The sequence below is a fragment of the Grimontia indica genome (genome assembly GCF_000333895.2).
Classification (GTDB): Bacteria; Pseudomonadota; Gammaproteobacteria; order Enterobacterales; family Vibrionaceae; genus Enterovibrio; species Enterovibrio indicus.
This window is the reverse complement of the sequence record NZ_ANFM02000001.1, coordinates 23,794-47,146: the sequence shown is the minus strand read 5'-3', so window position 1 is coordinate 47,146 and position 23,353 is coordinate 23,794. Positions and strand designations below refer to the sequence as shown.

The following is a 23,353-nucleotide window of genomic DNA, read 5'->3' as shown; positions in this document are numbered from 1 at the left end:
TCTCCATGACAATAGAATTTAAAAACTTCAGCTTCCGATACGATGCATTGGTGAACCCAACGCTCAAGGGCATCAACCTTCGCATTGAAAAAGGTGAAAAAGTCCTGATCATCGGGCCAAGTGGCAGCGGTAAATCGACGCTGGGTCAGTGCATCAACGGTTTGATTCCTCATTCCGTAGAAGGCGATGTTTCTGGTGAGCTTTTCATCGGCGGCCAAAACGCCAGTTCGATGTCACTGGTTCAGTACACAGAACAAGTCGGCACCGTTTTGCAGGATACCGACAGCCAGTTTGTTGGCCTAACCGTAGGTGAAGACATCGCTTTTGCTCTGGAAAACCAACAGGTTCCAGTTGCTGACATGTATCCGGTTGTGAAAGCCACTGCCAAGATGGTTGAGCTGGAAGCCCTGCTCAACCACGCGCCTCATGATTTGTCAGGCGGCCAGAAGCAACGTGTCTCTCTGGCTGGCGTGCTGGTCGACGATGTCGATGTGCTGTTGTTCGATGAGCCCCTTGCCGCACTTGATCCGAAGACGGGCAAACGCACCATTGAAATCATTGATCAGCTGCACCGTGATACCGGCAAAACCATCATCATCATTGAGCATCGTCTGGAAGATGTGCTGACCAAGCATGTTGACCGCGTCATCCTGATGGATAACGGCACCATAGTGGCAGACACCACACCAAATGCGTTGATGATGTCCGTTCTGCTGGAAACACACGGAATTCGCCAACCATTGTATTTCTCTGCGCTCAAACATGCGGGTTGTGAGCTGGCGGAATCAGATTCTCCTGCCTATCTGTCTGCGCTACCCGTCGAGAAGTTCAAAGCGTCGCTCCAACATTGGGCAACAGTGAACAGCTCTTCTGCTCGCACAGAAAATCAGCAACCTTTGCTAACTGTGGAAGGTCTCACCTACTCCTATGACGGTGAGAAAAATGCGCTTGAAGACGTTTCCTTTACTGTTAACCGCGGCGAATTGGTATCCATTCTCGGTAAAAACGGTTCGGGTAAGTCCACCATAACCAAACTGATCATGGGCGTGTTGGAACCAGATGCAGGCAGCATCAGCTTCGAAGGTCAGGATTTCAATCAGCTATCGATTTTTGAGCGGAGCAAGAAAGTCGGTGTGGTGATGCAAAACCCTAATCACATGATTTCCCACCACATGATCATGGATGAAGTGGCATTCGGCCTGAAAAACCAAGGTTTGGATGACAAAGAGCTCGAACGACGCTGTCTTGAAGTGCTTGAATTCTGTGGTCTGAGTAAATATCGCCATTGGCCAGTCGATGCACTGAGCTATGGCCAGAAAAAACGTGTCACCATCGCTTCAATTCTGGTGATGGAACCAGAACTGTTGATTCTGGACGAGCCAACTGCTGGTCAGGATTATCGAAATTACACCGCGATGCTTTCTTTCATCAAACGATTGAATAAAGAACGTGGTGTGACCGTGATGATTATTTCTCATGACCTCCATCTGGTGCTTGAAAACACCACCCGTTCTATCGTGATTGCTGACAGTAAGCTGATCGCTGATGCGCCGATGACTGACGTCTTCAGCCACCCAGCGCTTTTAGATGCAGCTAACCTGACCACCACCAGCCTATACGAACTGGCAGAGCGGGCAGGCATCAGCGATATCAACGGTTTTATGCAGCAGTTTATTGAGACAGAGAACAACGCCAAATGAAAGCATCGAAAATGAAGTTTGGTATCAACTACATTGATACCCAATCCCCGCTTCATGCGCTAAATGGCATCACCAAATTTGCCCTGTTTATGGCTTGGGTCACTGTGGTTCTCACGACCTTCGACCTGCGTATTATTGTTGCAATGGTGCTGCTCGGCCTAGCCTTGCTGAAGATGACGGGCGTGGCTTTTCAGGTTTATAAACCACTTTTGCTGGGTACATTGAGCGTACTCGGCATGAATGCCGTGTTTATGTTTCTGGTTGCGCCCCAACAAGGTTCAGAATGGACAAACACGGCAACTGAGATCATTGCGTTACCGGGTAACTATTCGCTTACTCAGGAAACCCTGTTTTACCTACTCACGGTCACGTTGAAATACTTCAGCATGTTCCCTATCGCACTGGTGTTTGTGTTTACCACTCACCCAACGGAGTTTGCCTCTAGCCTGAATCGCATTGGTGTACCCTACAAGATTGCTTATGCGGTCAGCCTGACGCTTCGTTATCTGCCAGAAGTGAAGAATGATTTCGTCAATATCATGCATGCACAGCAAGCTCGCGGTGTGGATTTCTCAAAGAACGCACCGCTGATGACACGTTTCCGTGGTGTGGCAAAGATTCTGATCCCACTGATTTTTTCCAGCCTGGATCGTGCCGACGAAATCTCTAATGCCATGACACTTCGCGGCTTCGGACGCAATAAATCGCGCACTTGGTATAACGAGCGCCCGCTGGCTCTTAAAGACTGGAGCATGCTGGCACTTATCGCTATCTGTGTTGCGCTGGCGCTGACGAAACGCTCACTCGACAATGGTGTTGTCTGGTACCCGCTATAATACCAATCGTAGTAAATATCTGCTCATGCTAGCTTGTTAAAATGCTCGATCACTGCGTTGAAAAATTTGATTGTAGAATAACTACTTATCGAAATTTTTTGCCTTGCTCTCGAGCATTTTTCCTGCGCTATTTCTGATCACCTACTTACTGTGATTGGTATAAACAACAAAAAGGAGCCAATGGCTCCTTTCTTCATTGTCACTCTTAGGGGCTGTCGATCTTTACCCTTCCAGCACCTTCATTAGCAAATAGCCGTCATACATGGCGCGTTTCACCAGTGCAGCACCTGGCATGGTTGCCTGAGTATAGAAATGGCTTTCTTCCAGCACCAAGTTCTCAAAGTAATGTGGAAGCGTTTGGTTTTGAATGCGTTCCATAATGGCTGGGTACAACACAGATTTCGCCTGGTTGAATTCACCGCCAATCAAAATTCGCTCTGGGTTGAACAAGTTCACCACGATGGCAATTGCCTGACCTAGATTGTGACCGAGCTCAGTAATCACTTTTACCGCAACACCGTCACCCGCTACTGCCGCAGCACAGAGAGAATCAATCGTCAGCGGTTTGTCCTGCAACACACTTTCATGACCTTGATCCAGCAGTACCTGCGCATCTTCGAGCACTGCTTGTAAACTGGCCACCGTTTCAAGACAACCACTGTTTCCGCAATAGCAGCGTTTGCCGAAAGGCTTAATCTGAATATGGCCTAGTTCGCCAATGTTACCCACTTGGCCTTCAAGCACTTTGCCGTCAATCATGATGCCAGCTCCGACACCGTGGTGGATCGAAATCAGTACTGAGTTTTCAACATCACGCGCATTCCCGAACAACTTTTCCGCCAAAGCCCATGAACGAGTGTCATTACCGATAAAAACAGGCAAGCCTGTCGCACGGTGAATGGCAGGACCCAAAGGCATGTTGTGCACATCATAGTGCGGCATTTGAATCACAATACCTTGCGTACTGTTCACCAAACCGGGCAGGGACACGGCAATGGCAGTGACACGGTCAACCACCTCAGAGTGGGTGGAGAAAAACTGGTTGATATGCTGCTGAATCAGTTCGAGCAGTAAGTCTTGTTCAAGCACCAGAATGTCGTGGCGCTCTTCAACCAAAATGTCACCACCCAACTCGTGGAGTGCCAGCGTCAGGTAGCCACGTCCAAGACGGATAGAAAGGAATTGCCAGCCTTCATTGTTTAACACCAATCCGATAGCAGGACGTCCACGGCTGACTGGCTCACCGTACTCAGTCTCTTTGACCAAATGGGCTTCAATCAGCTCACGGGTGATTTTGGTAATACTGGCAGGCGCTAACTGGCTGCGCTTAGAGAGTTCAATTCGGGAGATTGGCCCTAGCTGATCGATCAACTTATATACTGCTCCAGCGTTGTTACGCTTGATGTGATCTATATGTCCTGGCTGGGCGAGGATCATCCCATACTCCCTGTAAAATTCTTGAATAGTGAATTTTTTTACTTTGCGAAGTAATTGTGAAGCGTCATGAGATAATGTCGTGAAGCTCGTCACGAGCTAAATAATTTACCGCATAGATAAAAAGTTCAGATTCCTAAAATCAATAAGTTAGCGCCATTTCAAACGGTAAGAGATGTATCTGCTTATTTCTGGTCAAGACAGTTGCCCCCGAAACTGACATAATCTGCCCCCTTCTTTGAACCAGTGACTGTTTTAGCGGTATGTACAACGTCAACGAAATATTCGAAACCATTCAGGGCGAAGGCACCTTCACCGGCGTACCTTCTGTCTTTGTTCGTCTTCAAGGCTGTCCAGTAGGCTGCCCTTGGTGTGATACGCGCCAGACATGGGATACTCTGCCAGCCGATGAACGTGATTTTGGAACCATTATCGCGAAAAATGGCGATAGTCCATTGTGGACGAAAGTCACTGCCGAAGAAATTCTGACTCACCTGCAAAGCAGTTATCACGCTAAACATGTGGTGATTACTGGTGGCGAGCCTTGTATGTTTGATCTGCTGCCTTTAACTTCACTATTAGAATCAAATGGTTATCGCTGTCAAATCGAAACCAGCGGCACCTATGCAGTAAAAGCCACCTCCAATACCTGGGTCACTGTTTCCCCTAAGATTAACATGCGAGGAAAACTGCCAGTTTTGGGCGAAGCCTTAGCACGTGCCAATGAGATAAAGCACCCAGTGGGTACAGAAAGTGATATCGAAAAGCTTGAAGAACTACTGAAAGACATTGATTTGTCAGGCAAAGAAGTTGCACTTCAACCGATCAGTCAAAAAGAACGTGCAACTAAGCTATGTATTGAAACCTGCATCAAGAAAAACTGGCGTCTTTCGATTCAAACACACAAGTATCTGGAAATTGCCTGATATTACTCTCTGAAAAAGGCAGGCAGACTGCTTATTTTTCAAGGCACGAAAAAAGGGCCAATTTGGCCCTTTTTTATTCAGCTGTTAAAGCAAACTGCTTACTCGCCAGTGTAAATACAACCCGCTGTACAGGTTTCTTTAATCATAACTTTACTAAGGATTGGCAGTTCTGGTTTTAGCTGATCCCAAATCCACTTCGCCAGTACTTCACTGGTTGGGTTTTCCAGACCTTCAATATCATTCAGGTAGTAATGGTCCAGACGATCATAGATAGGTTTGAATGCTTGCTTGATCTCAGAAAAATCAATCACCCAGCCAGTATGCGGATCCACTTCTCCGGCCACATAAATTCGAACCAGGAAAGAGTGGCCATGCAGACGACCGCACTTATGTCCTTCTGGGACATTCGGCAGTCGGTGTGCTGCTTCAAACATGAATTCTTTAAACAGTTCGGTATGCATTTTTAGCGTTCCTGTGATCGAGTGTTTTTACATTGCGCGGCGATGCTACTCAATAATTGCGTTGAGCTCAAACTGATTCGGCTGCAATAACAATTTCCAAGCGTGCGAGACGACCCATAAATTTTTGTGTTGCAACAATCACACATTAACATCATGGTTAATACTTATTCACATTGTTGAAGCTAAACTATTGATAATAATAACTACATGGAAGTCATCGTTAACAATGCGCCTACCAATAGCGGTAAAAATACTCTTCGTCTTGCTCGGTATATTTTCTGTCGTATTAGCTGTTTCCCTGATCTACCAAACTAATCACCAGAAAACATTTGTTACTGATATTGTCGGAGAGCAAACCTTAGATAAAGCCAGCAATTATTTCGATAGCCTGAACATGATGATGCTGACCGGCACCATCCATCAAAAGGAAGCGCTGAGAAATAAAGTACTGGAACAGAATGGTATTGAAGATGCCCGCGTTATCCGTGCCGATGGCATTACAAGCATCTTCGGCCCCGGAAATCCCAATCAAGCAATTCTCGATAACATAGACCAACGTGCGGTAGCGGGAGAAACCATCGTAGAGCGTGTTACCCGTGATTATGGTCCCGGTATTGTGGTCGCTCTGCCAATGAAAGCCAGCGCAAACTATCGCGGCACCAATTGTATGCAGTGCCACATTGTTCCAGAGGACACCGTTCTTGGGGTCGTGAGGCTGGAATATAACCTGTCCGAACTCTATGAAAGTATCAACGGGGATATGTGGGTCACGGCGGGCATCATGGGAGCCATTACCCTCGGCGGTTTTGCACTGACCTTCGGCTTTGTTCGCGTCAGTTTGGTTTCGCCTTTGAAGCGAATCTCCCATTTCATGCATCGTTGCAGCGAAGAAAAAAACCTCAGCCAACGTTTGGCCATGCATCGGGACGATGAAATCGGACAATTGGCAGCCAGTTGCGATACCTTGCTCGACAGCTTTTCTAGCAGTCTGAACCGCGTGAAAGGCACTGCCACGACTTTGCTTGAGGAAGCTACAGTGCTCACTAATGTCTCCAGTGAAACCAATCATCTGGTTGAGAATCAACGCCGGGAAACGCAAGAGATGTCTTCGTCAATTGATGAAGTTCAGCATCATCAGCATATCGTGGAAGAGAAAACCACGGAGGCAGCAGAACTGAGCCAAAACCTGGCAGAGAGCGCACAACAAGGTCGCAACGTCGCGAATGTTGCAGCGGAGCAGATCCAGCAGTTGGTTCAAGAAGTCGATCAGGTTCGTCATCAAATCCTTGCTGTGAACCAGCAAAGCAAGGAAGTGAACAGCATTCTGGAAGTCATTCGCGGAATTGCAGAACAAACCAACCTTCTTGCCCTTAACGCTGCGATCGAAGCAGCCCGAGCTGGCGAGCAAGGTCGCGGGTTTGCTGTTGTCGCTGACGAAGTAAGAAGTCTTGCCAGTCGCACCCATGATGCGACAGGCGATATTCAGAGCATCATCGAGCAACTGACAGCCGATGCCGAGCGTTCAGCTTCAGCCATCGAGACCACGTGCGAAAACACGGCTCAGCGCTCTGATACCGTCATGCAACTGTCTAACTCATTGGCTCAGATCGCCGAGGAAATCCTGATTGTGAATGCGAACGCCAAAGAGATCAGTCAGGATACGGTGCATCAGGCTGAAATGGCCGATAACCTTCGTGAACAGGTGGTGACCATTCAGTCCCATGCGGAAGACACGTCAACCAACGCCAACCAGACACAGGCCATCAGCGCGAAGCTGAAAAACCTCGCCGATCAACTCGAGCAACTGATCGACCAATTCAAGTTGGCATAACCCAGCGTGATCAGTCTTGAGTATCAAAGTCCCGCAACCAAGGCGGGGCTTTGTCTTTCTGGCTGTATATCTTACCCACTATCGTCCCATCCGATGACGTGAACCCCGCGTTCATCCAGCCCAATAAAGCCTTCGACATTTTTTTCACAAGCTTCGAGTTATATCTAACGTTTCCTCCTTTGAAGCAACGGACTGTTAGAAATGGAAAAACCTATTTCCGAACAAAAATTCGTTTCGGTTCCAATAACGTTGGCAGCATTACCCCTTACTTTTGCCGCAAGTTGTTACTCACAAGATGACTTCAACACTTATCAATTAGATATCACGACAGAAATTCTTACCGAAGGCGGCGTCGCCGCTGAAGATGAGTTGTTGATTGGTGGAGAGTTTAGATATTTCTTTTTACGCCAGTCACCTTTTCATTTGTACCTGTCTTCCGGCTACCGCACAGACACTGACGATGAAGGCAGTACTTTTGACATCTACAACGCTGACGTCGGCTCTCAATGGGATTTCGGTTACTTCTGGGGAAACCGAGCATTTTTAGAGGCCGCAGTTGGAGTTGCCTACATTCGAGAGTCCTATGCCATTGCGCTCATCGACCGCAATGCTAGCAGTGACTTTGATGAGTTCACTTACAAAGCGGCTTTTGGGCTGGGTGTTGAATGGCAAAACACAGTCGGAACCAAGCTCTTTATCAATCAATACGGCTCAGATTACCGCTCACTCGGTATCAGCCTTTCCTATTCATTCTAAGAGGTATTCATGATGAAAAGACTTGTTACCATGGTACTTCCACTTCTTCTAACAGCCTGTGGTGACGCCTCATTAGGTGGTAATGGGAACAACCCTCAAGTCGGAAGCTTGCCACTATCCATCATTGAGCCGGCAGACAATCCATCTACCAGCGAAAAAATCGCCCTTGGCCGGATGCTGTTCTGGGACCCGATTCTTTCAGGCAATGAAGATGTGGCTTGTGCCACCTGCCACCACCCGAATGTCGGCTATGGCGACAATCTCGATGTCAGCATGGGCGTCGGCGGCCTTGGTTTAGCCACAGAACGTGTCTCCGGTGCGCTGGTGTTGCGTAATGCGCCTACCATTATCAACACGGCTTACAATGGGATTGACGAAGATGGCAACTACGACCCCAGTGCCACCGTGATGTTTTGGGATAACCGCTCTGTGTCTCTTGAAGCACAAGCGCTTGACCCTATCCGCTCTTTGGAAGAAATGCGCGGCGAGATGTTTACAGAAGAGGAGATCCTGCCAGAGGTTGTCTTCCGTCTCTCACAGAACTCAGAATATATTTCGATGTTTACTGACGCCTTTGGTGACAACACGATTAACGAAGAGCGTATAGGTAAAGCCATCGCCGCTTTCGAGCGTTCTTTAATCGCCAATAACTCGCCTTTTGACCGCTATGCAAGGGGAGATAATTCAGCGCTCAGCCAACAACAAATCCAAGGGCTTAACGCCTTTATTGATGCCGGTTGTAATGCTTGTCATAGCGGCCCTATGTTCTCAGATTTTCAACTTCATGAGTTACCCGTCGACAGCAACCAGAAACTGGTTTCTGAAGGCATCAGCGACAATGGCGTCAACAACACATTCAGAACACCTAGTCTAAGAAACGTTGAACTCACCGCGCCTTACATGCATAACGGCACAGTCAGAACGCTCCGTGAAGCCATCGTATTTTATGACGACATGACGAACCCCGGTGGAGACCCTGACATTTCCCAACTGGACTTTGATGATGTTGACGATGATACCATTGATGCGATTGAAGCCTTCCTTCGCTCGCTGACAGATCAAAGTTTTGATAAGTCGATTCCTGAATCTGTACCCAGTGGATTGAATCCAGGCGGCAACATCTAACCGACAAACAGACCACAATATTGCAGTTTTGGCCCGGCGCTCTACGCCGGGTCATAAGTTTTTCTACTTATTCCTATATTTCTGCTGGTTTTTTCTTCGATCTCATCGCACCATGAAGCCTCGTTATTCCTGCATCTTGAGGTAGCTCAGGTATGCGGGTAAACTTGCCAGTCCTAGTGCGAATTATCCTAATCCGACGACTCTGAATCGTCGGATATTCTTCAACGGAGTTAGATGCAAATTATGAACTATGTGCCTGTAGCAGACGTCCTGCACGGCAAAGCGGCAGTAGACACAGAAGTCACTGTTCGCGGTTGGATCCGCACACGTCGTGATTCAAAAGCCGGTATTTCTTTCCTTGCCATTTATGACGGCTCTTGTTTTGACCCTATCCAGGCGGTTGTTCCTAATGAGCTGAATAATTACCAGGAAGAAGTATTGCGTCTTACCACAGGCTGCTCTGTAGAAGTTACCGGTAAGGTGGTAGAAAGCCCGGGACAAGGTCAGGCATACGAACTGCAAGCAACTAACGTGAAAGTGGTTGGTTGGGTTGAAGATGCTGACACCTACCCAATGGCGAAAACCCGCCACTCGATTGAGTACCTGCGTGAAGTAGCTCACCTGCGCCCACGCACCAACGTCATTGGCGCGGTAGCACGTGTACGTAACTGTCTGGCACAAGCGATTCACCGCTTCTACCACGAGCAAGGTTACTTCTGGGTATCTGCTCCACTAATCACTGCGTCTGACGCTGAAGGTGCTGGTGAAATGTTCCGCGTTTCTACACTGGACATGGAAAACCTGCCTCGCACTGACAAAGGCGACGTTGATTACAACGAAGATTTCTTCGGTAAAGAAACCTTCCTGACGGTATCAGGTCAGTTGAACGCAGAAGCATACGCGTGCGCAATTAGCAAGGTTTACACCTTCGGCCCAACTTTCCGTGCTGAAAACTCAAACACCAGCCGCCACCTTGCGGAATTCTGGATGGTTGAGCCAGAAGTAGCGTTCGCAGAGTTGGACGATGTAGCAAAGCTGGCAGAAGACATGCTGAAGTTTGTGTTCAAAGCTGTGCTTGAAGAGCGCCGTGACGATATGGAATTCTTTGCTCAGCGTATCGACAAAGAAGCGATCACCCGACTTGAGAAGTTTGTTGATTCTGACTTCGCTCAAGTAGATTACACCGATGCTATCGACATCTTGATCAAATCTGGCAAGAAGTTCGAATTCCCTGTTGAGTGGGGTATCGATCTGGCTTCTGAGCACGAGCGCTTCCTGGCTGAAGAACACTTCAACGCGCCAGTTATCGTTAAAAACTACCCGAAAGACATCAAAGCTTTCTACATGCGTTTGAACGACGACGGCAAAACTGTAGCTGCGATGGACGTTCTGGCACCTGGCATCGGTGAAATCATCGGTGGTGCACAGCGTGAAGAACGTCTGGATGTACTAGACGAGCGTATGCGTGCGATGAACATCGACCCAGAGCACATGAACTGGTATCGCGACCTGCGCCGTTACGGCACTGTGCCACACGCGGGTTTCGGTCTGGGCTTCGAGCGTCTGGTTTCTTACGTGACAGGTATGGGCAACGTTCGTGACGTTATCCCATTCCCACGTACGCCACGTAGCGCAAACTTCTAATCCATTTTGGATGTTTAAAAAGGTCGCGAAAAGCGGCCTTTTTTGTCTGTAATTTTTCTTCATCAGGCACACGAGATTTTCGTCTTCTCTGGCACGTACGACTCCCCTTCTCATGCGTGTTTCAGGATTTTGTGCCACTCCTCCAAAACTTGTCTGTCCCACATCACGCCATTAAGAAAAGATAGAGAAATAGAGGCTTTATTGTCATCCGGCAGCCAAGTGATAGCTAATCGTAAAAAATCCTTAAATTTCCGTTTTATTACCATCAGCCAAATGTTATAAAAAAAGAAAGTTACTAACGCCATGGATGAACGAAGATGTTTGAAAAAATTGCTGCGGCTCCCGCCGACCCTATTCTAGGCCTAACCGAAGAATTCAAAGCCGATGCCCGTGCTGAGAAAATCAATTTGGGTGTAGGTATTTACAAGGATGAATCCGGAAACACCCCTGTTCTGGCAACCGTTAAAAAAGCAGAAGCTGTTCTGCTGGAAAACGAAACCACCAAATCTTATCTGGCGATTCCAGGTACCCCTGAATACGGTCTGGCAGTGCAAAAACTGCTGTTCGGCGCTGACGCTCCAGTAATTGCAGACAAACGTGCACAAACTGCACAAGCTCCGGGTGGTACCGGCGCTCTTCGTCTGGCGGCTGAATTCATTAAACGCCAACTTGGCGACGTGAAAGTTTGGGTGAGCAACCCAACTTGGGCAAACCACAATGGCGTATTCGCTGCAGCAGGTCTGGAAGTCGCGCAATACAGCTACTACAACGCAGAAACTAAAGACATGGACTTCGATGCCATGCTGGCAGATCTCCACACTGCAAGCGCTGGTGATGTTGTCCTTCTGCACGGTTGCTGCCACAACCCAACCGGTATCGACCCAGATGCAGGCCAATGGCAACAACTCGCAGCACTGGTAAAAGAAAAAGGTCTTCTGCCGCTGTTTGACTTTGCATACCAAGGTTTTGCGAAAGGCGTTGAAGAAGATGCTGCAGGTCTGCGTATTTTCACTGAAAGCTGTTCAGAGCTTCTGGTCGCAAGTTCATTCTCGAAAAACTTCGGTCTGTACAATGAGCGTGTTGGTGCATTCACACTGGTCGGTGAATCTGCCGAGCAAGCTGCAGCTGCATTTAGCCAAGTGAAGAGCATTGCGCGTGTTATCTACTCTAACCCACCAGCACACGGTGCTGCGGTTGTGACTGTTATCCTGAACGATGCGGCACTGCGCGCAGAGTGGGAGCAGGAAGTGGCAGATATGCGCGTTCGCATTCAGGCGATGCGCGAGCTGTTCGTAGCGACATTGAAAGAAGAAGGCGTTGACCGTGACTTCAGCTTTATCGAGCGTCAAAACGGCATGTTCTCTTTCTCTGGCCTGACCAAAGAACAAGTGAACCAACTGAAAGAAGAGTTCGGTGTTTACATTGTTGGTTCTGGCCGAATCAGCGTTGCTGGCATGACACGTTCAAACATGGGTCCACTGTGTAAAGCTATTGCCGCTGTTTTGAAGTAATTCAAAATTGCAGCCAAGAAAAAAGCGCCTTTCCGGCGCTTTTTTTGTATTCGTCATTCAGTGTTAGATGCCATGTAGGAATTCTGCGCGCGTCGCTGAGTTGGATTTGAAGATACCACCCAATGCAGTCGTCGTGGTTTCACTTGTGGCGTCCATTACACCGCGTGCTTTCACGCAATAGTGGGTTGCGTTCATATGAACTGCTACGTTATCTGTTTCCAGTAACGTTTGCAGGGCCACGAGGATTTGGCGCGTCAAGCGCTCCTGAACCTGTGGACGTTGAGAGAAGAACCTTACGATACGGTTAATCTTCGATAAACCAATGATCTTGTTCTTTGGCAGATAAGCAACTGTGCACTGCCCATCGATAGTCACCAAGTGGTGCTCGCAGGTGCTGGTCAGCGTAATATTCTTCACTCTTACCATTTCATCACAGCCCATTTTGTTATCGATAACTGTGATTTTTGGGAAGTTAGCGTAATCCAGGCCAGAAAAGACTTCATCGACATACATTTTCGCAATGCGCATTGGTGTTTCAGTCAGGCTATCATCTTCCAAATCAAGATCCATCGCCGTCAGGATTTCACGCATGTGGTATTCGATTTTCTCTTTCTTCTCTTGGGCGGTCATCGGCGACCCAGCCTGCATCGGCGTCTCAATGCCACGTGCTATCAGCGCCTCACGGACTCGTTTTGCAGAATCGCTCAATGCTGTCATAGTCATTCCTCGGATCGTTCCAATGTTATAGTTTTATTTATTACTCGCCTTTTGAGGACAAGGATCAATGTGCTGTCAGAATTTTGAAGCATAACGTTAATAGTAGGAAAATTACACCTCGAAATGCGTGTGGGCATTAGTTTCCGGCTACAAAGTTTGCGATAATACCTTCTTTCTTCTACGAGTTGAGCAGAATACCTCATCATTACAAAGATGCTTGGTTCGTTATTAACGCTCTGTCATCAATCTCGTTGCACCGATTGTGTCCGCCAAAAGTACAAGTCTATATAGAGATCATAGGCTAAGCATGAAAGTTACGTCACATGACCTGACTAACGCAATCGGCTACAGTATTCAAAAAACGAATGAGAGTCTTTATATGGGTTGCTGCGACACGCCGGGATTGATGCCCGTTTCTGAGGCTATTTCTACCCTTCTTGAGAACACAACGCCACTCAGCGAAACAGAAGTGGTTTCTCTTGTTAATGCGCAAAACCGCATCACTGCGGAAGATATCCGCTCACCGCTAAACGTGCCACCTTTCGCTAACTCAGCAATGGATGGTTACGCCCTTCGCACCAGCGATTTGGCCTCGTCTAACACGTTAAGACTGGCTGGGAAATCATTTGCCGGTGTGCCATTTGAAGGCGAATGGCCAACAGGCAGTTGTATCCGCATTATGACTGGTGCAGAAGTACCAGAAGGTGCGGACGCCGTTATCATGCAAGAACAAACGACTGTTGAAGGCGACCAGATCACTTTTACCGCATCAGCCCAGCCACAGCAAAACATCCGCCCGATCGGCGATGATGTAAAAGCGGGTGACGTTGTTATTCCAAAAGGCACGCTGCTAACACCACGCGAAGTGCCAATGCTCGCAACACTGGGCATTGCCGAAGTTACCGTCATACGTCGCCCAAAAGTCGCCTTTTTCTCGACAGGTGATGAATTACGTCAGGTCGGTGAAACACTGGGCAAAGGTGAAATCTACGACAGCAACCGCTATACCATTCGCGCCATGCTAGAGAAGATGCATTGTGAAGCCATTGACCTCGGTGTGATTCCTGATTGTCCCGACCAACTTCGCGAGGCTTTCCTCAAAGCAGCAGCTGAAGCCGATGTCATTGTGACTTCCGGTGGCGTCAGCGTCGGTGAAGCAGATTACACCAAAGACATTCTGGATCAGGAAGGCGAAGTCGGATTCTGGAAAATCGCCATCAAGCCGGGCAAACCTTTTGCCTTCGGCAAAGTGAAAGGCGCCCTCTTCTGCGGTCTGCCAGGCAACCCGGTTTCAGTCCTTGTCACGCTGCACGTTTTGGTTCAGCCTCTATTGGCTAAATTGGCAGGTCATACTCAGTGGCAACCTTCAATTACGCTGAAAGCCAAAGCCGAAACCCGCTTTAAGAAAGCACCAGGCCGAGCAGATTATCAACGTGCCGTTTATCGTACGGATGACAATGGCGATTTACTGGTTTCAACTACGGGCAACCAGGGTTCTGGCGCATTCAGCTCTTTGTCTCTGGCTAACTGCTTTGCCGTACTTGAGCAAGATCGCGGCCATATCGAAGTGGGCGAAACCGTCACCATTGAACCATTTAATGCCGTACTGAACTGAGGAAAAACGTGGATATTCTCTCTCCCGAAGAAGAACTCAGGTATAACCGGCAAATCATTCTGCGTCAGTTTGATTTCGACGGTCAGGAAGCATTAAAAAAAGGCAGTATTCTGGTGTTGGGAGCGGGCGGCCTTGGCTGTGCTGCCACGCAATACCTTGCTGCCGCTGGGGTCGGGAAACTGACGCTTATTGATGACGACAAGGTTGAGCTCTCCAACCTGCAGCGCCAAGTGCTACACAGTGACGACACGATTGGTGAACTGAAAGTGGAATCAGCCGCTGCCAGTCTTCGTAAAATCAACCCACATATCGTGGTAGAAACTATTGCCAAGCGGTTGGACGACGAAACCTTACGTCAGCTCATTCATTCTCACGACTTGGTGATGGATTGCTCCGACAATGTGGAGACCCGCAATCAGTTAAACCGTTTATGCTTTGACGCCAAAAGGCCATTGGTGAGCGGCGCTGCTATTCGGCTCGAAGGACAAATAGCGGTGTTCACCTACGGAGAGGGTGAACCATGCTACCAATGTCTCAGCGCGCTTTTCGGTGACCAGGCGCTGAGCTGTGTTGAGGCCGGAATTCTCAGTCCTGTCGTAGGCATCATTGGTGCTTGTCAGGCCCTAGAGGCTATTAAGCTATTATCAGGCTTTGCGCCTGCGCCAACGGGTAAGGTCATGCTGTACGATGCGATGGCCAGCGAATGGCGCAACTTTAATCTGCCTAAATACCCAACCTGTCCTGTCTGCAATACTTAACATAACCTCATTGATTTGCTGACACTTTTCTCAATATCGACAAATCTCTACTACATTTATAACAGCTTATGCTGTCTTGGCATATCAAGGCAGCGTTAATCCTTTTCAAGGTTTGTTGACCTTAGTATTTCACCGCGGGCGAAGTGATAGGACGATGATAAAAACCGTCTCAATAGTGCTTGTCATACTTGGAATGCTCGCCCTGATTTCGGCGCTGAAATCATCGATCGCTCTATATCGCCGCGACCGTCGCCCTTCCACTTTCAGCTTCATTCCCGTGATGCTTGGTTTCGTGCTGGGCTACGTCATTTTCGCAGCCTTCTTGTCTCGTCAGCCTGAAGCCACCACGATCGAGTTCATTGTTGCGGCGGTCTTTTTTGGCGGGGGTATCTTCTGTGTCATGATCTTTGGTGTCGTCTCCCAAAGCATGGAGCGCATCGCGTTTGCGGAATTTCAACAACGTCACAACGAGTCGCATGACCCACTGACCGGCTTGCCAAACCGTCGGTTTTTGTTGAACACCATTGGACAGCAAGTCATTGACTACAACACTTCTCAACAACACTTTGCCTTGATCATTATTGATATCAATAACTTCAATAACATCAATGAAGTCTTTAGCCACCAAAAAGGTGATGTGTTACTTGCGCAGTTTTCTACCCGACTCAAAGAATTTGTTGAGGATGAAATCTTTCTCGCCCGGTCCAGCGGGAACCGATTCACCATGATTCTGAACGACCCAGAAAATATCAATATTGCCCAATACATCGAGAGTATTCAGAGCTATTTAGACCACCCACTGACTATTAATGACCACGATGTGAATCTGACCAACACAGTGGGTGTCGCGCTGTTCCCGGAACACGGCAGCAACGCTGAAGAGGTCCTTAAGCGCGCTGAAGTCGCCATGTACAACGCCAAACGCATTCAGGCGCCCTACGCTATTTACGAGCCTGCGGCATCCAGCCACTTCTACGATAAAACGGAATTGGCCGCCATGCTTCACAACGCGCTTGAAACCATGGATTTTGAGCTCAATTTCCAACCCGTCATGAACGTACACAATCCGAGCAGCACCACCTTTGAAGCCTTAATACGCTGGCCTTTGGCTGACGGTTACAGTGTCAGACCGGATGACTTTATCCCGCTTGCTGAACAAACCAATGCCATACAAAAAATTACCCATTGGGTCCTGGAAAGCACAGTCGCCCAGCTCGCCGTATGGCGACAGCAATCTATAACGCCGCAGGTTCAGGTCAACCTTTCGGCAAAAGACATTGAAGATGACTCACTCGAACCTTACCTGTCCAAGCTACTCAGCCGTTATGCCATCAACCCTGCCCAACTGACGCTGGAAATCACGGAAACCAGTATGATGCAGAATCCAGCCAAAGCGCGGGCTGTACTGGAGAAAATTAAGAAGTTGGGTGTATCACTGAGTATTGATGATTTCGGAACTGGCTTTTCATCACTGTCTATCCTGAGCAATATGCCGATAGACGAAATCAAAATTGACCGCAGTTTTGTGACCGATCTTCTTTACAGTAGCAACCATGAAGCCATTGTCAGATCAACCATTTACCTTGCCCATAGTCTGGATTGCCGCGTGGTTGCTGAGGGTGTGGAAACCGAAGCCTTGGGTCAATATCTCGTCTCAATTGGGTGCGACAAAATACAGGGCTACTGGTACGGCCGCCCAATGAACCTTGCTCAGACCGATGCCTGGCTAAACGAAGCCTTACTTATCAACTCCCGCGTTGCCAGCCAAAACTAACCGATATTTCTTTCTCTAGAGCCCCAAACCTATTCACCCCAACATGCCTATCTACTGAATCATACGACTCATATCTAACCCCTTGTCTCGTCATTAATGCTTAATTTTGTTGAAACATGAGTGTCATAAAAGAGACCTAAAGTTGCAATCGTTGACTCATACACGACCTTCGAGAAAGGCAACGATTAAGGAAATCTATAATGAAATCAAAAGTATTCACCGCACTTTGTATGGCTGGCGCACTCGTTGCTCACACTGCTACCGCTCAAGAAACCATCACTGTATCTGGCTCAACGTCTGTAACAGAAGTAATGGAAGTTTTGGCTGAGACTTACCAAACCCAGAACAACAACACCTTTATCGAAGTACAGGGAACAGGCTCTTCTGCGGGCGTAAAAGCCGCTAAGAACGGAACGTCAATGTTCGGCATGGCATCTCGTGAGCTGAAAGATTCAGAAAAAGAATCATCACTGAAAGAAACCGTGATTGCGCGTGACGGTATCGCCGTTGTGGTTAACAACGCAAACGCGCTGGACGATCTGACTATCGAAGACATCGCAAAAATCTACCGCGGGGAAGTGCAAAACTGGTCTCAGGTTGGCGGCGAAAACAAGCCAATCGTGGTTGTTACCCGTGACACAGCATCAGGCACCCGTGGCGCATTCGAAGACATCATGGGTCTGAAACGCAAAGTTAACGGCATTAGTGTTTCTGCTATCTCGCAGCGCGCTCAGGTAGGTAACGGTAACGGCGTGATCAAAACCATCGTCGCGAACAACCCATTCGCCATCGGTTATATCTCTCTGGGTTCGATCGATGAATCACTGAAAGCCGTCAAAGTGAACGGCGTTGCGCCAACTTCTGAAGCAGTCGCAGCCGGCGATTACAAAGTAGCCCGTCCTTTCCTGGTTCTGAGCAAAGATGGCAAACCTTCACCTGCAGCAGATGAATTCCTGAAGTGGGTCGTTTCTTCTGAAGGCCAGAAAATCGTTTCAAACCAAGGCTACGTGCCAGTTAAGTGATACCCCTTGGCCTGATGGTTTTCATCAGGCCGCTTTTTCAAGAAGTTAAGCATTTCCCTACTGTCATCATGTGACACAAAGGACAGCAATTATGACCATCGCAACCGAACAATCTATCCAAATCCCCGCTGGTAAGCTGGGAACAGGCAAACGCCGAGACTGGCGCGAAGACATCTTTCGCACGCTATTCCTGACAGCCGCAGCGCTGGGCGTGTTGTCTCTCGCGACCATCGGCTTCTTTATTTTCCGTGAAGGCCTCCCTGCTATTCAGGAAGCCGGTGTTACCGGTATCGTCACTGGCTCAGAATGGCTGCCACCAGCCCTTTACGGCATCGCGCCAATGATTGTGGCATCGCTGGCATCAACCGCAGGCGCTGTCGCGCTGGGCGTGCCAGTCGCGGTTCTAACCGCCGTTTTTATCGCGGAAGTTGCCCCAAAATGGCTGGCAAACATCATCCGTCCAGCCGTTGAACTCCTGGCCGGTATCCCATCTGTGGTATACGGCTTCTTCGGTCTGGTGATTATCGTTCCAATGATTCAGGACATCTTCAACGTTCCAGCGGGTAATACACTGCTGGCGGGTATCATCGTTCTCGCTGTCATGATTCTGCCAACGGTTATCGCTGTCTCTGAAACGTCGCTGCGCGCAGTACCAAAGGCCTATAAAGAAGGCTCTCTGGCACTTGGTGCATCGCCGATGTTCACCACCTTCAAGTTGCTGGTTCCTGCAGCGCGCTCAGGCATCATGACGGGCGTCATCCTTGGCATCGCCCGCGCTTTGGGTGAGACCATGGCCATTATCATGGTGATGGGTAATGCGCCTGCTATGCCTAACGGTCTGCTCGAATCAGCACGAACCCTGACCGCCAACATCGCGCTGGAAATGTCATACGCATCAGGTATCCACGCCAGCGCTCTCTACGCAACAGGTATAGTCCTTCTGGTCTTCATCATGATCCTGAACGCGTCCCTGCTTTACCTTAACCGTGAAAAAGCGAGGTAATGACTATGTTGACCCGTCAAATGAAAGACAAAATTTCACTGGTTGCCGTTTGGGCCGCAGCAGCAATGACCGTCGGTTTCCTGTTCTGGATTATCTGGTACATCCTGAGTAATGGCCTGCAATACGTCGATTGGTCATTCATTACCAGCGATTACACCCGTATTGGTGAGCAATCAGGTATCTGGCCGATGATTGTTTCAACCATCTACATGGTGATCGCATCTATCTCTATCGCAGCGCCTATCGGCATCATGACGGCAATCTACCTCACCGAATACGCAAAAGTAGGAAGTCGTCTGGTGAAAGTGATTCGATTTTGTACTGAATCACTGGCGGGTATCCCGTCTATCATTTTCGGCTTGTTCGGTATGACATTCTTTGTCGCCGTGCTCGGCCTTGGTTTCTCTATCCTCTCTGGTGCACTGACGCTGAGCATTCTCATCCTGCCAGTGATTATCCGTACCACTGAGGAAGCACTAATGGCGGTGCCTCAAACCTATCGAGAAGGCTCGTATGGTCTGGGCGCATCGAAGATATACACCATCTGGAAACTGATTCTGCCTAGTGCCATGCCAGGCATCGTGACTTCTATCATTTTGAGCGTTGGTCGCGTCATTGGCGAATCTGCACCGGTATTTCTGACAGCAGGTATGGTCGCACGAATCCCAGAAAGCGTGCTGGATTCAGGCCGTACACTGACCGTACACCTCTACAAATTAACCCAAGAGCTCTACACCATTCACGAATGGAACCAGGCATATGCCACCGCGACAGTGCTGATTGTTGTCGTGCTGTTTATCAACATGCTGACCAAGCTTATCGCCAGCAAATTTAGCAAAGCCACTTACTGAGCCCGGGAGAGAACACAATGATGACTGCAACTGCAATGAACAAAGCAAACAAATTCGATATCGAAAACCTGAACCTGTTTTATAACAACGGCGCTAACCACGCACTGAAAGACATCACCCTGCCGATCCCGAGCAAGAAAGTAACGGCGCTGATAGGTCCTTCAGGCTGCGGTAAATCTACCCTACTGCGTTGCCTGAACCGCATGAATGACCTGATTGAAGGGGTTAAGATCAACGGTCGCTTGGAGATGGATCGCGAGAACGTTTACGGTAACATCGACATCGCCAACCTTCGCATCAAGGTGGGCATGGTGTTCCAAAAGCCAAACCCTTTCCCAATGAGCATCTACGACAACGTGGCTTATGGCCTGCGTGCACAAGGCGTGACTGACAAGAAAAAGCTGGATGAAGTGGTAGAGAAAAGCCTGCGTGGTGCAGCGCTTTGGGATGAAGTGAAAGATCGCCTGAAATCTCACGCTTTCGGTCTGTCTGGCGGCCAGCAGCAACGTCTGTGTATCGCCCGTACCATTGCGATGGAGCCAGAAGTGATTCTGATGGACGAACCTACTTCCGCACTTGACCCGATAGCCACCAAGAAAATCGAAGATTTGATGGAAGAGCTTAAGAAGAACTACACCATCGTCATCGTGACGCACTCTATGCAACAAGCTCGTCGTATTTCAGACCGCACCGCCTTCTTCCTGATGGGCGAATTGGTGGAACATGATGAAACTGCCAACCTGTTTGCCAACCCACGTGACGATCGTACCCGTGGTTATGTGAACGGAGATTTTGGTTAAAAACCAACCGCTCAGTACAAGAACTTCTCATTACTACTATAACAATCGCGATGGATTACTTTGCCCCCGTCTCCCGGGGGCTTTTTTCATACCGCCCTAAAAAACACCCGCTCATAACCTCATGATATTTATAAAATATCGATACTTTGGTTAACAGGTCGTTGAGACAATTCTTAAAACGAACAAACCCTGTCCAAGTTCCGCAATTTAATACCAAATTGACAGATTTCTGACTTGCTAAGCGACTAAGATTCATAATAATCATTGAACCAAGCCAATCAGGCGCTGTCTCTACGTGACGAAATGTAGAAACACTCAGAGATCAATCTGGAGTTAATAATGAAAAAGATGGCAATCGCAATGCTGGTCGCTCCTGCAATTCTGGCAGGCTGTGCAACCAGCACTTCAGGCAAAGGTGACGCAATGGAAGTGTCTCAAGCAAACATGCAGCACCACAACTGGGTTTTGGAAAGCGTTGATGGTCAACCACTGAGCCTGCCAGAAGGATTTGCAGCACCAAGCTTAGAAATTGGTGAGTCATTCACAGCAAACGGCCATGGTGGCTGTAACCGTTACTTCGGTCAAGGTGAGCTGAAAGGCAGCAAGTTCCGCATCGACAAAATGGCTAGCACCATGATGGCGTGTCCGGAGCCTGCGATGAAGCTGGAAGGTGTGATGACCAACGTGCTGAGCGATTGGAGTGATGTTACGCTGACCAAACAGACACTGGTTCTTGAAAACGGCGAGCACGTTCTGACTTTCCAACTGCGTGATTGGGTAAACTAAACCCACACGAAGTGATGAGGACACCTGAAGTCAGGTGTTTCTAACAGCCTCCTCCGGGAGGCTGAATTGTTTCTGGCACATACACCCAGTTATATGTTCCCCTGCCTTCGGCAACAACCTTACCCAGCGCCACCTCTCCGTATGCCAATACTTTCGCGGCATCGAGAGACTTCGCTTCCTGAACGGTCACACCACCGATAGAAATCGATATGGTTGCCGGACCTTCCTCTTTGTCAAAAGGCAATCTCAGCTTCTGAACCGCCTCAATACAGGCTTCCGCCATTGGCGCACCGTCCTTTGTGTTGGGCAAAAGAACTGCAAAGGTTTCACCGCTGTAACGTGCCAGCAAATCACCAGGGCGCTTGAGGGTATCTGATATCGCAGCGCCAATCAGCCGGATAGCCTTATCTCCCGCTACCCTGCCATGTTTAGTGTTGTACTTAGACATTTGATCGATTTCGATGATCATCAGACTGATAAACAGATTGTCTCGCTGACTTCGTCGCACTTCGGCTTCCACAATCAATTTGAAGTAATCCCGGTTGTAATACCCCGTCAGACCATCACTTTTAGAAAGCTTTTCCAGTTTCTTGTTCGCATCACGAAGTTCCCGCGTTTTTTCGTCGACCCGTCTTTGAATCGTCATCGCACGGTATTGCAGCATGTAGAGAAGATAAGCAAGTAAAGAGAAGATCAGTACGCCGATAAAGAAAATCAGATGCGGAACAATACTCATCCGGGAATGAACATAAGACGCTGATGGCGTGCCTCGCAACAACCATTCCCTTCCGGCAAAGAAGATAGGTTCAGACTCATAACGCAGCGCTTCAACGGGCGGTTGGGCCAAATCAACCACGTTGCTGTAAATCACACCGCTTTGCTCAGAAAGCCCTTTATCCACCAGCTCAAGATTGATCGACTCTTTCACTGTATTGTTAATGGCCAGATTAAAAATATCGGAGACATCAAACAGCGCCACTAAAAAGCCACGCAGTGCGTCCTCCCTGTCGGCGTCCGTTTCCGGGTAGCCAAAAAACACCGGTAATAGCATCAGAAATCCGCTGTGATCTTCAAACTCGCGCTTCAAGCGAATAGCTGGCGTAGCGATGGGGACACCGCGATACCAGCTCATTTCCAGTGCATCTTTCATTAACGGGCGGGAAGCAAGATCGAAGCCCATGACATTTTGGTTGTTTTCGTAAGGGTGAACATAACGAACAGGAAAGTAGCGGCTGCGACTTACCGCAGACACCAGATTACCCTCCTCACTGAGCTCGACAATCTCAAACAAAGCGAATTCCAATGCAGCTTCCGCTTCATAGAGTTCGCGGTCACTTTCGTTGACCACTTCCGCCCACTCCATTGCGTGGATATTGGGGTGTCGGTCCATCACGGCTTGAGAGAGATTGATGAAGGTATCTTCATTAATGTCTTCATTCATCAGTAACTGGTTTCGAAGGGCGTACATGAGCTCAATGCCGATGTTTAACTCACGCCCGAGGGAGAGAGCCGCATTCTCTACGTCCTTCTGGATTTCGTGTTCAATCGACTGCTGTTCAGACTGATAAAGTGACATGGCGGCCAGGAACGAAAAAAACAGCCCCACAAAGACTGTAAGTATCGTTGAATATAAAACCCGCTTCGCCATCCCTTCATTGTCCTTTTCAAGATGTTAACTAATTGTTGGACATAATCTTAGATCCCGCCAGCATTGGGCGGTCGATACAGCATAACCGCACTTTGAAATACAATAACGCCCGGACCTTTAAAAAGACCCAGACGCATTGTTAATGTTCCGTAAAT

At 48.5% G+C, this 23,353-nt stretch carries 20 protein-coding genes; 16 read left to right on the top strand and 4 right to left on the bottom strand.

Annotated elements, in window-relative coordinates; genetic code table 11:
- Nucleotides 1–5 precede the first annotated feature (5 nt).
- Both D515_RS00190 and D515_RS00185 read left to right on the top strand, forming a co-directional pair.
- Nucleotides 6–1,700 carry an ABC transporter ATP-binding protein gene (locus tag D515_RS00190; protein WP_002535040.1) on the top strand — a complete coding sequence of 565 codons (1,695 nt, stop codon included), beginning with the start codon at nucleotides 6–8 and terminating at the stop codon, nucleotides 1,698–1,700.
- The gene (locus D515_RS00185) at nucleotides 1,697–2,536 is read left to right on the top strand and encodes an energy-coupling factor transporter transmembrane component T family protein (RefSeq protein ID WP_002535039.1); all 840 of its coding nucleotides are present in this window, start codon (nucleotides 1,697–1,699) and stop codon (nucleotides 2,534–2,536) included. The genes D515_RS00190 and D515_RS00185 overlap by 4 nt, the downstream gene beginning before the upstream one ends.
- A gap of 222 nt (nucleotides 2,537–2,758) precedes the next feature.
- Here D515_RS00185 and mlc read toward each other — a convergent pair whose 3' ends face one another.
- Entirely contained in the window at nucleotides 2,759–3,973 is a 1,215-nt protein-coding gene (gene mlc / locus D515_RS00180; RefSeq protein ID WP_002535038.1) for a sugar metabolism global transcriptional regulator Mlc, read from the bottom strand.
- 260 nt (nucleotides 3,974–4,233) lie between these two features.
- Between mlc and queE the strand changes: the two genes are divergently transcribed.
- Nucleotides 4,234–4,896 carry a 7-carboxy-7-deazaguanine synthase QueE gene (gene queE / locus D515_RS00175; RefSeq protein ID WP_002535036.1) on the top strand — a complete coding sequence of 221 codons (663 nt, stop codon included), beginning with the start codon at nucleotides 4,234–4,236 and terminating at the stop codon, nucleotides 4,894–4,896.
- A gap of 98 nt (nucleotides 4,897–4,994) precedes the next feature.
- Here the strand turns inward: queE and queD are convergent, their stop codons facing one another.
- Complete coding sequence (gene queD, locus D515_RS00170; RefSeq protein WP_002535034.1) at nucleotides 4,995–5,357, bottom strand: 6-carboxytetrahydropterin synthase QueD; 363 nt, start codon at nucleotides 5,355–5,357, stop codon at nucleotides 4,995–4,997.
- Between the two features lie 226 nt (nucleotides 5,358–5,583).
- Here queD and D515_RS00165 point away from each other — a divergent pair, with 226 nt between their 5' ends.
- The 5 genes from D515_RS00165 to D515_RS00140 all read left to right on the top strand — a co-directional run bounded on the left by D515_RS00165 (nucleotide 5,584) and on the right by D515_RS00140 (nucleotide 12,224).
- Nucleotides 5,584–7,188: a methyl-accepting chemotaxis protein gene (locus D515_RS00165; RefSeq protein ID WP_002535033.1), complete on the top strand. Its 1,605-nt coding sequence runs from the start codon at nucleotides 5,584–5,586 to the stop codon at nucleotides 7,186–7,188.
- A gap of 201 nt (nucleotides 7,189–7,389) precedes the next feature.
- A complete protein-coding gene (locus D515_RS00160; RefSeq protein WP_002535030.1) occupies nucleotides 7,390–7,944 on the top strand; it encodes a hypothetical protein in 555 nt (184 codons plus the stop codon).
- A gap of 9 nt (nucleotides 7,945–7,953) precedes the next feature.
- Complete coding sequence (locus D515_RS00155) at nucleotides 7,954–9,069, top strand: cytochrome-c peroxidase (RefSeq protein ID WP_239643911.1); 1,116 nt, start codon at nucleotides 7,954–7,956, stop codon at nucleotides 9,067–9,069.
- Between the two features lie 243 nt (nucleotides 9,070–9,312).
- Nucleotides 9,313–10,713 carry an asparagine--tRNA ligase gene (asnS, locus tag D515_RS00150; protein WP_039849382.1) on the top strand — a complete coding sequence of 467 codons (1,401 nt, stop codon included), beginning with the start codon at nucleotides 9,313–9,315 and terminating at the stop codon, nucleotides 10,711–10,713.
- A gap of 317 nt (nucleotides 10,714–11,030) precedes the next feature.
- Nucleotides 11,031–12,224: an amino acid aminotransferase gene (locus D515_RS00140; protein ID WP_002535027.1), complete on the top strand. Its 1,194-nt coding sequence runs from the start codon at nucleotides 11,031–11,033 to the stop codon at nucleotides 12,222–12,224.
- Nucleotides 12,225–12,287: 63 nt separating this feature from the next.
- On the opposite strand, the gene folE is transcribed toward D515_RS00140, so the two are convergent.
- Entirely contained in the window at nucleotides 12,288–12,941 is a 654-nt protein-coding gene (folE, locus tag D515_RS00135; RefSeq protein ID WP_002535026.1) for a GTP cyclohydrolase I FolE, read from the bottom strand.
- Between the two features lie 379 nt (nucleotides 12,942–13,320).
- On the opposite strand from folE, the gene moeA reads away from it, so the two are divergent.
- The 8 genes from moeA to D515_RS00095 all read left to right on the top strand — a co-directional run bounded on the left by moeA (nucleotide 13,321) and on the right by D515_RS00095 (nucleotide 21,550).
- Nucleotides 13,321–14,556, top strand: coding sequence for a molybdopterin molybdotransferase MoeA (gene moeA / locus D515_RS00130; protein ID WP_002535025.1), 1,236 nt, complete (start codon nucleotides 13,321–13,323; stop codon nucleotides 14,554–14,556).
- Nucleotides 14,557–14,564: 8 nt separating this feature from the next.
- Nucleotides 14,565–15,314, top strand: coding sequence for a molybdopterin-synthase adenylyltransferase MoeB (gene moeB / locus D515_RS00125; protein WP_002535024.1), 750 nt, complete (start codon nucleotides 14,565–14,567; stop codon nucleotides 15,312–15,314).
- Nucleotides 15,315–15,468: 154 nt separating this feature from the next.
- Nucleotides 15,469–17,088 (top strand): putative bifunctional diguanylate cyclase/phosphodiesterase, encoded by a 1,620-nt coding sequence (locus D515_RS00120; RefSeq protein ID WP_039849363.1) that lies wholly within the window; start codon nucleotides 15,469–15,471, stop codon nucleotides 17,086–17,088.
- Between the two features lie 200 nt (nucleotides 17,089–17,288).
- Nucleotides 17,289–18,110: a phosphate ABC transporter substrate-binding protein gene (locus tag D515_RS00115; protein ID WP_002535021.1), complete on the top strand. Its 822-nt coding sequence runs from the start codon at nucleotides 17,289–17,291 to the stop codon at nucleotides 18,108–18,110.
- Nucleotides 18,111–18,201: 91 nt separating this feature from the next.
- On the top strand, nucleotides 18,202–19,113 hold the full coding sequence (gene pstC / locus D515_RS00110) for a phosphate ABC transporter permease subunit PstC (RefSeq protein ID WP_002535020.1): 912 nt from the start codon (nucleotides 18,202–18,204) through the stop codon (nucleotides 19,111–19,113).
- A gap of 5 nt (nucleotides 19,114–19,118) precedes the next feature.
- Nucleotides 19,119–19,964, top strand: coding sequence for a phosphate ABC transporter permease PstA (gene pstA / locus D515_RS00105; RefSeq protein WP_002535018.1), 846 nt, complete (start codon nucleotides 19,119–19,121; stop codon nucleotides 19,962–19,964).
- Nucleotides 19,965–19,999: 35 nt separating this feature from the next.
- On the top strand, nucleotides 20,000–20,764 hold the full coding sequence (pstB, locus tag D515_RS00100) for a phosphate ABC transporter ATP-binding protein PstB (RefSeq protein WP_239643912.1): 765 nt from the start codon (nucleotides 20,000–20,002) through the stop codon (nucleotides 20,762–20,764).
- Between the two features lie 339 nt (nucleotides 20,765–21,103).
- Nucleotides 21,104–21,550, top strand: a complete 447-nt coding sequence (locus tag D515_RS00095; protein WP_002535015.1) for an META domain-containing protein — start codon at nucleotides 21,104–21,106, stop codon at nucleotides 21,548–21,550.
- 40 nt (nucleotides 21,551–21,590) lie between these two features.
- Here the strand turns inward: D515_RS00095 and D515_RS00090 are convergent, their stop codons facing one another.
- Entirely contained in the window at nucleotides 21,591–23,198 is a 1,608-nt protein-coding gene (locus D515_RS00090) for a CHASE domain-containing protein (RefSeq protein WP_002535014.1), read from the bottom strand.
- Nucleotides 23,199–23,353: the final 155 nt, after the last annotated feature.

Bases quoted from the DNA above. Each gene is read 5' to 3' on its own strand.
- queE (WP_002535036.1), top strand. From the start codon at position 4,234: ATGTACAACGTCAACGAAATATTCGAAACCATTCAGGGCGAAGGCACC.
- D515_RS00160 (WP_002535030.1), top strand. From the start codon at position 7,390: ATGGAAAAACCTATTTCCGAACAAAAATTCGTTTCGGTTCCAATAACG.
- D515_RS00190 (WP_002535040.1), top strand. From the start codon at position 6: ATGACAATAGAATTTAAAAACTTCAGCTTCCGATACGATGCATTGGTG.
- pstB (WP_239643912.1), top strand. From the start codon at position 20,000: ATGAACAAAGCAAACAAATTCGATATCGAAAACCTGAACCTGTTTTAT.
- D515_RS00120 (WP_039849363.1), top strand. From the start codon at position 15,469: ATGATAAAAACCGTCTCAATAGTGCTTGTCATACTTGGAATGCTCGCC.
- asnS (WP_039849382.1), top strand. From the start codon at position 9,313: ATGAACTATGTGCCTGTAGCAGACGTCCTGCACGGCAAAGCGGCAGTA.
- pstC (WP_002535020.1), top strand. From the start codon at position 18,202: ATGACCATCGCAACCGAACAATCTATCCAAATCCCCGCTGGTAAGCTG.
- D515_RS00115 (WP_002535021.1), top strand. From the start codon at position 17,289: ATGAAATCAAAAGTATTCACCGCACTTTGTATGGCTGGCGCACTCGTT.
- pstA (WP_002535018.1), top strand. From the start codon at position 19,119: ATGTTGACCCGTCAAATGAAAGACAAAATTTCACTGGTTGCCGTTTGG.
- D515_RS00155 (WP_239643911.1), top strand. From the start codon at position 7,954: ATGATGAAAAGACTTGTTACCATGGTACTTCCACTTCTTCTAACAGCC.
- folE (WP_002535026.1), bottom strand. From the start codon at position 12,941: ATGACAGCATTGAGCGATTCTGCAAAACGAGTCCGTGAGGCGCTGATA.
- D515_RS00165 (WP_002535033.1), top strand. From the start codon at position 5,584: ATGCGCCTACCAATAGCGGTAAAAATACTCTTCGTCTTGCTCGGTATA.
- queD (WP_002535034.1), bottom strand. From the start codon at position 5,357: ATGCATACCGAACTGTTTAAAGAATTCATGTTTGAAGCAGCACACCGA.
- mlc (WP_002535038.1), bottom strand. From the start codon at position 3,973: ATGATCCTCGCCCAGCCAGGACATATAGATCACATCAAGCGTAACAAC.
- D515_RS00140 (WP_002535027.1), top strand. From the start codon at position 11,031: ATGTTTGAAAAAATTGCTGCGGCTCCCGCCGACCCTATTCTAGGCCTA.
- moeA (WP_002535025.1), top strand. From the start codon at position 13,321: ATGGGTTGCTGCGACACGCCGGGATTGATGCCCGTTTCTGAGGCTATT.
- D515_RS00185 (WP_002535039.1), top strand. From the start codon at position 1,697: ATGAAAGCATCGAAAATGAAGTTTGGTATCAACTACATTGATACCCAA.
- D515_RS00095 (WP_002535015.1), top strand. From the start codon at position 21,104: ATGAAAAAGATGGCAATCGCAATGCTGGTCGCTCCTGCAATTCTGGCA.
- D515_RS00090 (WP_002535014.1), bottom strand. From the start codon at position 23,198: ATGGCGAAGCGGGTTTTATATTCAACGATACTTACAGTCTTTGTGGGG.